Raw genomic sequence first — 12,099 nt, 5'->3', positions numbered from 1 at the left:
TGCCGTGGTAAAGCCAGCATTGCTCACGTGGATACCAAATCGTCATTGAGAGCAGCCGTAGGCTGCGTGGCAATCTAGAAAAAGTAAATTAATGTCATACCGTGGCCTTGACCACGGGATCTTAGAATACAGCCAGTAATACAAGGCCCTGTGGTCAAGCCACGGGGTGACATTTTAGAGTACGAGTAATTTTTAAGGAAAAGTATTTATGAGCGTAGTAAATTTTTACGGACAATTAAGTAATACTCAACAATTTGATCAGATAAGGATTAATATAGCAAGTCCCGATCAAGTACGTTCGTGGTCTTTCGGTGAAGTAACAAAACCTGAAACAATTAACTATCGAACTTTTAAACCTGAGAAAGACGGTTTATTTTGTGCAAGAATTTTTGGTCCGGTAAAAGATTACGAATGTCTCTGCGGTAAATATAAGCGAATGAAAAACCGTGGAATTACGTGTGAGAAATGCGGTGTTGAAGTTACGGTTTCTAGAGTAAGGCGTGAAAGAATGGGGCATATAGAGCTTGCAGCTCCCGTTGCTCATATTTGGTTTTTAAAGTCACTGCCTTCAAGAATTAGTACGCTTCTTGATATGACAATGCGAGATGTAGAAAAGATTCTTTATTTTGAAAATTATGTAGTAGTTGACCCAGGGTTATCGATTTTACAAAAAGGCGAACTCTTAACAGAGGAAGAATTACAGAAAGCAAAAGATAAGTACGGTGAAGATGCATTTACTGCCTCTATAGGTGCAGAAGTAATACAACAAATGCTTAAAGAGCTTGATTTTTCAAAGTTAAAGCAAGAATTATATGAGGAATTACAAACCACTTCTTCAGAAGTCAAAAAGAAAAAATTAGTAAAGCGTTTAAAATTAGTAGAGGATTTTTTAGAGTCGGAAAACAAACCGGAATGGATGATTATAGATGTTTTGCCAGTTATTCCTCCTGAAATTAGACCGCTTGTTATGCTTGACGGCGGAAGATTTGCTACTTCGGACTTAAATGAACTTTATAGAAGAGTAATTAATAGAAATAATCGTTTAAAGAAATTAATAGAGTCAAAAGCTCCTGATATAATAGTCAGAAACGAAAAAAGAATGTTACAAGAAGCAGTGGATGCGTTATTTGATAACGGTCGTCGTGGTAGAGCAGCGAAAAATGCTAATAAGCGTCCATTTAAGTCATTAAGTGATATGCTTAAAGGTAAACAGGGGCGTTTCCGTCAGAACTTGCTAGGTAAGAGGGTTGATTACTCAGGACGTTCGGTTATCGTGGTAGGACCTGAGCTTAAACTTCACCAGTGTGGCTTACCTAAAAAAATGGCTCTGGAGCTATTTAAGCCGTTTATTTATTCTAAGCTTGAGTTGTACGGCATCTCTACAACTATTAAAGCCGCTAAAAGAATGGTAGAAGCTGAAAAACCTGAAGTTTGGGACGTGCTTGAAGAAGTAATTAGAGAGCATCCGGTTCTACTTAATAGAGCTCCGACGTTACATAGGCTTGGTATTCAAGCATTTGAACCACTATTAATCGAAGGTAAAGCGATCCAGCTTCATCCGCTTGTTTGTGCTGCGTTCAATGCGGATTTTGACGGTGATCAGATGGCGGTACATATCCCGTTATCGATTGAAGCACAGCTTGAAGCTAGGGTATTTATGATGTCTACAAATAATATCTTAAGCCCCGCAAACGGTCGTCCTATTATTGTACCGGATAAAGATATAGTGCTTGGTTTATATTATCTAACCCTTGCATTTGATAATGAAGTAGGCGAAGGGATGATGTTCTCAGATTTAGCTGAGATGGAACATGCTTTATATAATAAATTTATAACTATTCATACAAAGATAAAATATCGCAGAAATCAGTTAAATGCCGAAGGTAAAATGGTCCCTGTTATCATTGATACTACTTACGGTAGGTTAATGGTCGGTGAGTTATTGCCTTCTAATCCTAATATAGAATTCAAGTTTATTAATAAACAACTAACTAAAAAAGACATATCATTAGTTATAGATTTAGTTTATCGTCACTGCGGTCAAAAAGCTACGATAATTTTTGCCGATCAGCTAATGAAACTAGGGTTTAAATATTCTTGTTCTTCAGGTATTTCTTTTGGAATGGACGATATGGTAGTACCGGAATCTAAGAGTACTCATATCAATGAAACTCAGCTTGAAATAAAAGAATTTGAACAACAATATTCAAACGGTTTAATTACTTACGGAGAGAAATATAATAAAGTAGTTGATGCTTGGTCAAGATGTACCGATAGAGTAGCAAACGACATGATGAAAGAGATTGCTACGCCGCCGATTAATGATGATCCAAATCATCAGAAAATAAATGCTATATATATGATGGCTATTTCCGGAGCAAGAGGTTCTTTCCAGCAAATTAAACAGCTAGGCGGTATGCGAGGTTTAATGACCAAATCAAACGGTCAAATTATACAAACTCCTATTATCTCTAACTTTAAGGAAGGATTAACTGAATTTGAGTGTTTTAATTCTGCTAACGGAATGCGTAAAGGGCAAATAGATACGGCTTTAAAAACGGCAAGCTCAGGTTACTTAACAAGAAAATTAGTAGATGTTGCACAAGATTGTATTATTACTGAAAAAGATTGTGGAACTGATAAAGGAATTGAAGTTAAGAGTGTTATTGAAGGCGGAGAAGTTATAGTACCTTTAGCTGAAAAGATTTTAGGTCGTACTGCTGCTATCGATATATTTCATCCGGTAACTAATGATCTAATTCTCAATAAAGGCGAGCTTATTAATGAAGCAAAGTTAGAGCAGATTGAGTCGGCGGGACTCGACAGAATTATGATAAAATCCGTATTAACCTGTGAAAGTACTACCGGTATATGTAGCATATGTTACGGTAGGGATCTTGCTACCGGTACATTAGTATCGGAGGGTGAAGCAATTGGGGTTATTGCTGCTCAATCTATCGGTGAACCGGGTACACAGCTTACAATGAGAACTTTCCATATCGGAGGAGCGGCAACAAAAGGTGCTGAGGTTTCTTCCGTAGAAGCTTCCTATGACGCAAAAGTGAAAATTATAAGCCGTAACGTTATTATTAATTCCGAAGAACGCAAAATTGTTATGAGCCGAAATTGTGAATTATTATTGCTTGATAATAACGGTAATGAAAAGGCTCGTCATAAAATTCCATACGGTGCTAGATTACTTGTTGATGACGGTGATATGGTTATTAAAACTCAAAAACTAGCGGAGTGGGATCCTTATACTATACCGATTATCACGGAGAAGTCAGGTAAAGTTTTATTCAAAGATATGGTTGAGGGTATTTCTATTCGTGACGTAACTGACGAAGCTACCGGAATACCGAGTAAAGTTATTATTGAATCAAAGCAATATTCACGCGGTGCAGAATTACGTCCGCGTATACAGCTTTTAGATGCTAAAGGTGAAGTTATAACCTTATCGAACGGTTTAGAAGCTAGATATTACTTGCCGGTTGGAGCAGTTTTAAGCGTAGAAGACGGAGTACAAATATCGGTAGGTGATATCATTGCACGTATACCGAAAGAATCAACCACTACTAAAGATATTACCGGTGGTTTACCGAGAGTTGCCGAACTTGTAGAAGCAAGACGTCCTAAAGATCACGCAGTTATTGCCGAGGTTGACGGTAGAGTAGAATTCGGTAAAGACTATAAATCTAAAAGACGTATTATTATACATCCGATTGATGAAACAATGTCTATTGAGTATATGGTGCCGAAAGGTAAGCATGTTGTAGTTAACGAAGGTGACTTTGTTAAAAAAGGTGATTTATTGATTGACGGTAATCCGGTACTCCAAGATATTTTAAAAGTAATGGGTGTAGAGGTTCTTGCAAATTATATTGTTAAGGAGGTTCAAGCCGTTTATCGTCTACAAGGTGTAAAGATTGATGATAAGCACATAGAAGTTATTATCCGTCAGATGTTACAAAAAGTAGAGGTCATGGATTCAGGTGGAACTACGTTATTAGCAGGTGAAAAAATAGATAGACATGAATTCAATGAGATAAATGAGAAAGCTATTAAAAATGGTTTAAAACCTGCTGAAGCACAATTAATATTACAAGGTATTACTAAAGCTTCTCTGCAAACTAGATCGTTTATCTCTGCGGCATCATTCCAAGAGACTACTAGAGTTTTAACTGAAGCAGCTATTGCCGGTAAAGTAGATAAGTTACGAGGACTAAAAGAAAACGTGATAGTTGGACGATTAGTACCTGCCGGAACCGGTTACTTTATGGATAAAATGCGTAAAGCAGCTGTAAAGCTTGATGAAGAAAATGTATAATAAAAATGAATTTTAGAATAATTATTTCTATAATTTTTTACATCTTTATTTTATCTAGTTGCAGTAATAAAAAGATTGATAATTCAAATTTCTTTCAAGGAGTAGTAATTGAAGGTAAAAGAGAAGCAAGGCAGTTAGATATCCCAATGGCTAATATTTCTATAATTCCATATAGTATTGGTGAAGGAGTATATAGTTGTAATGTAGTTGTTAAAAGTAAGCGATTTAACGCTATGTGTTATTATAGTACAGAAAGACCTACTGTTCTAGAAGCTCATATATTCGGTTTTTATAAAGATTTATATAACCAAAAAATAAGTATATATTTGAAAAATTTTATACGTAAGCCGGTAAAAAATATCTCTTTTGAACAAGTGAAATTATTAATCAAGCAGGATATAAAATCTTGTTATGAAGATTTTAATAATATAAGATATTAATGTAATTTATTTGTATAAAAGAAAAAAGTCATCTTTCACTTTCTATATTCTGTATTTCTAATTTAATAGCGAATTATTGCATAATTCGCTATTAGCATTTTAAAGTTAATAACAAGGGATAAGCATTGGCGAATGCGCATAGTTTTGACCTAAATAATATACTGGTTGTTCAAGGGTCTGTCAGATTCTTTGTGTAAGTATGATTTCTCCATTTGCCCAATTTTGTAAAGTAGTATCACAAAGGATTGCAAATTGATTTAAAGCCATCGCCCAATTCTTAATAGGCATTGTCCATTTTTTAGAGGCATTTGTCAACGCCAAAAAGATTATTTTCTGAATCGATTTGTCATCTGGAAACACTCCTTTATTTTTAATAATTTTATGAATTTGACGGTTAGTGGATTCAATAGCATTAGTAGTGTAAATCGCTTTTCTAATGTCTTCCGGAAAGCTAAAAAATGGAGCTATGCCAGACCAATTTCGTTGCCATATGTCAAAAATAACTGGATATTTTTCATCCCATTTTTTGGCAAAATTTTGTAATTCTCTTAATCCCTCTGCTTCATTTATTGCAGAATAAACTGCTTTTAAATCAGCTGTTACCGCTTTTAAATCTTTGTATGATACGTATTTTACAGAATTTCTTACCATATGAACAATACACAACTGCACTATGGTTTTTGGAAAAATGTTATTTATCGCCTCTGGAAAACCCTTAAGACCATCAACACATGCAACATATATTTGTTCAACTCCTCGATTCTTAAGTTCTGTTACTACCTGCATCCAAAATTTAGACCCTTCATCTTGCCTATCCAAATTCCTAATAGCTCTTTCTTGCCCTCCATATTCACTCCAATAGCTATATAAACTGCTTTATTTATTATTACATGATTATCTCTTGCCTTAACATGAATACAATCTAAGTACATTATAGGATATACATTATCAAGTGCTCTATTCTGCCAGGCAGTTACTTCCTCTAAAATACCATCAGTTACCTTTGATATTAACTCAGATGATACCTTGGTGGCATATAGTTCTTCTAAGTGCCATTGTATTTCCCTAATGGTCATTCCCCGAGCATATAAGGATATTACTTTATCATCAAATCCTTCAAATTTACGCACTCCTTTTGGAATTAGTTGAGGTTCAAATTCTCCGTCCCGATCCCTTGGCACTTCTACTTTCAATTTACGACCTTCTGGATCTATTAGAGTCTTTTCATAATTGCCATTATGTCTGTTATCTGAGTCTTTCTCATTTTTAGAATGTTTCTCATAACCTATATGAGATTCCATTTCTTTCTCTAAAATCTTATTTACTATCTGCTTTTTAATTTCCTGAAATATCCCTTCTTTGCCAAATATCTCAGATGGATCACTTTGTGATAGTATTTCTGATACTACTTTTTCTATAGTTGGATTTGATACTTTGCTCTTATTTTTCATATTAGCCTCATGTAAGTTGTTTTAATTAATTTTATTCTTAACTATTTTTATAACTTACACAAACTTTCTGACACCCTCTATTTTACTTATTCTACAACAATTGGTTGATGTATAAAACAAAGGATAAGATTTAAAATCTTATCCTTGATTGATATTAGAACAATATCTTTAACTTTAATGAACCTTGATGGCGAGTATATTTGCTGCGTAGATTACAGTTATACGTTGCAAGTAGCTCAATATTCTTATGAGCTGTAAGTAAACTTGCACCTACATTATAGCCGACTTGCGGCGTGCTACTACTTGTAGTATTCTCAAAGTAATTATCTAGCCCAAATAAATCTAGCTTTTACCTTAGATTGCTTATTATTAAAGTTATTTTCTATGGAAGCATGCAGTCCCAGTACTAATTTGAGTATCGTTTGATAATCTCTTAGGAGCGGTTAATTTTATACCTGCAATCCCTGTAGTTAAGTTACCGGACTTACCTGCAACATACATATTATTCACACCTGTACTGGTTTCGGTATAAGCATTATCTTTATATGTATTATATCTAATACCGATATTAGGCATTAAATTTATACCGTCCATGGCAGAGAATTGATAACCGACATTACCCTCAAAACCGTAAGCTTTGCTTGTATATTTACCGCTAGCTGTTTTATAGCTATTAGGTCCGACCGGTCTTAAGTCTTTTTTGTTGATTTTACTGTTACTTGCTGAAAATATTTCTTGTAATATAAGGCCATTACTAAATTGTTGTTGACCGTATATGGAAATAATATCGCTTTCTGCCGATAATTTATCACCGGTGCTTGAACCTTTAAACTTAAAGTCAGAGTTCATACGGCTATATGCAATACCGACAAGATTATTTTCCCCGATATAAAGATCACCACCGATAGTACCGCCGGATACCATGCCTTTATAGCTAGGATTACCTTTATATGCGTCTTGATTACTTAAACTGAAAGTACCGGCAACCCATAATCCTTTTTTAGTAATTATAGGGTTTTCTTCATCACCTGCAGCAACAGCTATCATACTACCACCTGATAGGTGATTATTAATGTTAGAAGTTACCGCTTCAGCCGTAACATTTGCTACACTAACCGATCTTGTTCCTTGCTCGGTTAAATGCTCTACTACTTTTTTTGCATTATCAGGTGCAACTTGAGCTAAGTTTGCTACGAATAATAAAGATTGTTCTTGTTTTGTTTTACTCACTACAACAGTATCATCATTAGCTACTTTAAGCTCAGCTTTATTATTTACTAATTCCTTAGCAAGTTCTACTGCATGTTTTTCAGGATTTTTCATAACAAGTGCAGATTTTTCTCTGATCACTTCTTTTTGTGCTTCCGCTACAAAAGTATTTTCCGTATGGACAACGATAGTATTATTGATTGCCTCAGCTAATTTTTGCGGTTCAGGTTTTTTAACATATTCCTCGGCTACTCTTATTTCGTTAGCTTGACGTTGCTGATACTCCGCTTGCAGTCTTTGCTCTTCTATTCTTCTATTATTTTCTTCGACTATTGCTCTTTCGTTAGCTTCACGCTGAGCTTGAGCCTGCATCGCTTGTGTTTGTGCATTAACTCTTGCTTGCTGCTGTGCTACTTCTTGAACCGCTGCTTGCCCTGCCTGTTGCACTTGTAACCCAGCCCTAAAGTTCATAGTTCCTGTAGCCGGATTATAATTGTGTCCTTCAGGAATAAATGCACCGCCATTGACCCTAAAAATAGATAATGCTGATACTGCATCTGCAGGGTGAACACCGTTAACATTAATTATAATATTTGTACCGGCTATTACGTTAGGGAGATTATTTTGAAAAAATATACTATATCCTCCAGTTACATTAATATGTAATATTACCGGAAAATTCTACATCACCGTTAAGAATTAAGTCATGTCTAAGGTCAAATGTTGAACCGTTAATTTTAGCATTTCCGTCGATTGTAACAGGATTAGCGTGAACATTATAAGTTCCCGTATCAAAGTTAATTTGGGTAGCATAAATATTTTTATGTAGGTTACGAACATGATTACTCGTAAATGTTAACTTCTCAATCCTCTTATTTACTGTACCGACTTCATAAATATTAGGAGTATTTACAAAAGTTACTTCACCATGGTTAGCTTTACTAGTAGTAATGTTACCGATTAAATCTTTATTAAATTTTACTTTGCCGCGATTCGTAAATTCTAAATTACCAGTATGTATTAAATTAGTTCTATTCCCTCTATTATCCTGATTCCACTTGGTCATATCAAGTTTTTCTTCAAATACAACATCATTACTTGCTACTGTAGTCTTCTTTGCATATACATCATTTTTGAATTCAGCTTTATTTTCATTTCCAATTTTTATCTCGGCAACTCTAAAATCCTGTAAGCCGACATTCTGACGAAAAATTACTGCGTTTTTTCCTTTTACTTCAACTATACCATGATCATCTCCCGGATTATTGGCAGCAACTCCAGACCATACATCTAAAGCTTGTTTAGAAGAATCTATAATTAATTTTGAATTTTATCCTAGAGTAATATCATTAGCATAAATATTAGATTTTAAGGTAGCTGTTTTATTATTTTCTATCTGTAATGCAGAAATACTAAAAAGATTCATTCCATCGTGACCGATAGGTTTTGTAAAAACTACATTATTGCCTGCTACAGTTAGCCTTCCTCTCTGTATACCGTTAGAGTATATTCTATTATCAACTGTAATATTATTATTTTCAAAAACTAACTCAACCGACGCACCGCCAAATCGAATTGCACCGACAACACTAATATCATTTCCCTTAATAACTAATTTACTATCCTCAACTAATGCTCCTTTGTTTGCTACCTGATGGTGAAGTAGTATATCCACTTTTACATTCTTATTACCACCATATCCTAGGGGAACTCTTAAAGCATTTTGAACTGCTGCTTGAGTTTCATTATTATTAACATTAACTATATTATTAATACTAACTTGACGAGTTAGATTATTAGTCTGAATTATAAGCCCCCATGAAGTATAACCTTAAAGATTAATATTACCTATATTGATATCAGTATCAAAATTAAGACGCTGATTATTCTCCGTTAAAATAATATTATCACCGTTTTGTGGATTATAATGAGCTCCATTATGCTGCCAATCATTCCCATCTCGTGTGTAAACAGTCGGCCTTGCAGCAACAATATCCACCGCAAAGCCTTCTGCACTTGCAAGTAGTCCAATGCTACTGGTTGCTAGTAAAAATTTAGTAAAAAGTTTTTTTCTTATTAGTCATAATTTCCCCTATAACTTATTGTTTTTAATGATTTTACCACTTAACTTATCGGTCATTATACACTATTTATTTACGACGCACAACAATTAATTAATAAATTTACTATTGGTTAATATTTATTAATTATTTACGATTGGGTGATTTATAAAATTTAAGGGAAATAGGCTGGTTTAATGAAAGGGGAGGGTATTTGTTTGGTGTATCTGATGTTATTCCTGCATGGATACCGAGTCGTCATTGCGAGCAGCCATAGGCTGCGTGGCAATCCAGAAAAATAATAAAAAAATTCTGTAAATCAGAATTTTTTACTGGATTGCTTCGTCAATTACTTATGTAATTTCCTCGCAATGACGTTAAAAATAACACTTTACTCATCATCTATATTAGAAAGCTCATCTTGTAATTCTTGAGAAAATACATCCTCATCATCGTTAGAATCATTTGATTTCTTAAGGGAGTTTTTGAAATTATTTAGGTCTTTATTTTCAAATATTTCAATAGATTTTAAAATCTCGTTTGGAATTATAACTATAATATTTTTACTTAATTCATCTAAATAATCAGTGGTGACGGAAACTTTCAGCACTCCTCCATATTTGCTCTGTTTGCTACTTACCACAAAATCTTTTAAAGATTTACTTTTAAAATAGTTTTCAGAAGTAAAGATCATTGTTATAAAAAATAGTACTACCGAGATAGTAGTACCTACGGCAAATCCCGCTAATAGCCCTAAGAATCTGTCAATAAAACCGTTTCTCATAAACGAAATTATAGCAAGAAATTTATAAACTATAAAAACACATAAAATTAAAGAAATAACATAAGATATAACACCGGCAATAATTATTCTTATAACCTCATTATCCATATATTTCCCGATTAGTTCAGAAATATATGGATATAAGAAATATCCTAACATTATAGAAGTAATAAAACCGAGTATTCTAGTTGAAAACCCGATTATGCCTTGATATAAGCCGAAAAATGAGAAAAGAGTAATAATAGCAAAAATAGTAATATCAAAAAATGTGATCATTATTGTTAACTTCTATTGAATAATTAGATTTAAATCTTATATATTAATTATATAATTAAAGTTTTATTTATGGGCGATAAAATTTTTCATAACTTATCCGGTAAAACACTCGTTGCTACACCGCATGTAATTACAAAAGGCATTTACCATAAATCCTTAATTTATATGTTATCACACACGGAAGAAGGAGCAATAGGATTAATATTTAACCGCTTAGTAAATCATATAGATTTAAAATCGTTTTTTAAAATAAAAAATGACGAAATAACAACCCCTGTTATGGTTCCTATATATCTTGGCGGACCCGTAGAACATGAAAAAGGGTTTTTTCTTCATTCTAGCGATTATAATAAAAATTTGTTATTGGATTTCCATAATGATTTAGCAGTAAGCTCTAATTTAGAAATTTCAGAAGATATAGCTTTCGGTAAAGGACCTAAAAATAGCTTATTCATTGTCGGTTATACAGCATGGAAACCAGGGCAGCTTGAAGAAGAATTGGAGAAAAATCTATGGCTGGTTATGGATTGTAATAAAGAATTTATTTTTGCCGATAATCCTGAAAGTAAATGGCATAATGCATTAAAACACTTAGGCATTGATGAAATACATTTCTCATCACAAATAGGGAATGCTTAGATAACGTCATTAGGCATGGCTCATGTGTCATCCCTACGAAAGCAGGAATCCAGTAATCTTTAATGTCATCCCGCAACTTGATTGCGGGATCTCAGGAATACAGCCTGTAACATAAGATCCCGTGGCTTGACCACGGGATGACACAGAAAAGCACTGGATTCCCGCCTCTGCAGGAATGACATTTTTATTTAACCATTTTTCGGTAAGCCTAAGCAATAATGCTTTAAAAATTTTCCCTGGCTGCTAATTAAATACACAAAATTAGAATGTTATAATTCATATTCGTTTGTTTTTATATCAAATATTTTGGATGTATAGAAGACCTTAAATTGGTCTGCTAATTGTTCAATATCTTGTACTCCCCCCGTTAAACCTATAAAATTAACATCTATTTTTTCTAAATATTTTTTTAATACCTCACTTGTATCATGCTCAGGATCTAGAGTAATAAAAACTACTTGTACTAAAATATTCTCTTTCTTCAAAATCTTAATAATATCTTCTACTTTTTTTAGCGCTTGATTGTCATACAAGGAATAGGTAGTACCAAAATAAATCAAACTTAAATGACCTTGCAAATGGGTACTATCAAATTTCTTTCCTTCTTGATCTATAAGAGTAAACTTAATTTTAAGCGAATCGTCCATATTACTAGTTTTTGCACCGATCTTAAGCTTAGACGGAGTTAATGAAGAATAAAATAAACATAAAATATTATGCCCGTAATCATACTAGGGCTATAAAAATTTTTATAATATACATTTGGTTTTTATTATTTCTCATAACCTAAGTAATTATATTTATTTATAATAAAACTTATTCTTATCATATATGCAATAAAAATCATCTTTCAGTATATTAAATATCGTAATATCTAAATTGTGATATTTTTATCATATACATATTTTTTAGT

Annotated in this window: 7 protein-coding genes and 3 pseudogenes; 3 read left to right on the top strand and 7 right to left on the bottom strand. The window is 33.5% G+C overall.

All coding sequences use genetic code 11. The annotated features are described in order from the left end of the window. The first annotated feature begins 208 nt into the window (after positions 1-208). Together rpoC and RAS_RS00360 are read left to right on the top strand one after the other, a co-directional pair. On the top strand, positions 209-4,327 hold the full coding sequence (gene rpoC / locus RAS_RS00365; RefSeq protein ID WP_147141274.1) for a DNA-directed RNA polymerase subunit beta': 4,119 nt from the start codon (positions 209-211) through the stop codon (positions 4,325-4,327). 5 nt (positions 4,328-4,332) lie between these two features. Continuing rightward, positions 4,333-4,767 carry a riboflavin kinase gene (locus RAS_RS00360; RefSeq protein ID WP_147141270.1) on the top strand — a complete coding sequence of 145 codons (435 nt, stop codon included), beginning with the start codon at positions 4,333-4,335 and terminating at the stop codon, positions 4,765-4,767. A 180-nt stretch (positions 4,768-4,947) separates the two neighbouring features. Here the strand turns inward: RAS_RS00360 and RAS_RS00355 are convergent. From RAS_RS00355 to RAS_RS00330, 6 genes and pseudogenes are all read right to left on the bottom strand, one after another. Then, positions 4,948-6,218: pseudogene (locus RAS_RS00355) on the bottom strand (IS256 family transposase). A gap of 154 nt (positions 6,219-6,372) precedes the next feature. Continuing rightward, a pseudogene (locus tag RAS_RS00350) lies at positions 6,373-7,541 on the bottom strand (autotransporter outer membrane beta-barrel domain-containing protein). 541 nt (positions 7,542-8,082) lie between these two features. Continuing rightward, a complete protein-coding gene (locus tag RAS_RS00345) occupies positions 8,083-8,493 on the bottom strand; it encodes a hypothetical protein (RefSeq protein ID WP_147141267.1) in 411 nt (136 codons plus the stop codon). Between the two features lie 264 nt (positions 8,494-8,757). Then, positions 8,758-9,102, bottom strand: a complete 345-nt coding sequence (locus tag RAS_RS00340; RefSeq protein WP_147141264.1) for a hypothetical protein — start codon at positions 9,100-9,102, stop codon at positions 8,758-8,760. Between the two features lie 156 nt (positions 9,103-9,258). Then, positions 9,259-9,426, bottom strand: a complete 168-nt coding sequence (locus tag RAS_RS08375) for a hypothetical protein (RefSeq protein WP_172616083.1) — start codon at positions 9,424-9,426, stop codon at positions 9,259-9,261. Positions 9,427-9,878: 452 nt separating this feature from the next. Beyond that, entirely contained in the window at positions 9,879-10,547 is a 669-nt protein-coding gene (locus tag RAS_RS00330) for a CvpA family protein (RefSeq protein WP_147141259.1), read from the bottom strand. A 69-nt stretch (positions 10,548-10,616) separates the two neighbouring features. On the opposite strand from RAS_RS00330, the gene RAS_RS00325 reads away from it, so the two are divergent. Next, positions 10,617-11,186, top strand: coding sequence for a YqgE/AlgH family protein (locus tag RAS_RS00325; RefSeq protein ID WP_010420684.1), 570 nt, complete (start codon positions 10,617-10,619; stop codon positions 11,184-11,186). Positions 11,187-11,374: 188 nt separating this feature from the next. On the opposite strand, the pseudogene RAS_RS00320 reads toward RAS_RS00325, so the two are convergent. Continuing rightward, a pseudogene (locus RAS_RS00320) lies at positions 11,375-11,969 on the bottom strand (SCO family protein). Between the last annotated feature and the right edge of the window lie 130 nt (positions 11,970-12,099).

Source organism: Rickettsia asiatica, assembly GCF_007989425.1.
Lineage (GTDB): Bacteria > Pseudomonadota > Alphaproteobacteria > Rickettsiales > Rickettsiaceae > Rickettsia > Rickettsia helvetica.
Note: the sequence above shows the minus strand (reverse complement) of the source record. Positions and strands in the feature narration are given on the sequence as shown.

Excerpts from the sequence above, each read along its gene's own strand:
- rpoC (WP_147141274.1), top strand. The coding sequence starts at position 209 with ATGAGCGTAGTAAATTTTTACGGACAATTAAGTAATACTCAACAATTT.
- RAS_RS00360 (WP_147141270.1), top strand. The coding sequence starts at position 4,333 with ATGAATTTTAGAATAATTATTTCTATAATTTTTTACATCTTTATTTTA.
- RAS_RS00345 (WP_147141267.1), bottom strand. The coding sequence starts at position 8,493 with ATGACCAAGTGGAATCAGGATAATAGAGGGAATAGAACTAATTTAATA.
- RAS_RS00330 (WP_147141259.1), bottom strand. The coding sequence starts at position 10,547 with ATGATCACATTTTTTGATATTACTATTTTTGCTATTATTACTCTTTTC.
- RAS_RS00325 (WP_010420684.1), top strand. The coding sequence starts at position 10,617 with ATGGGCGATAAAATTTTTCATAACTTATCCGGTAAAACACTCGTTGCT.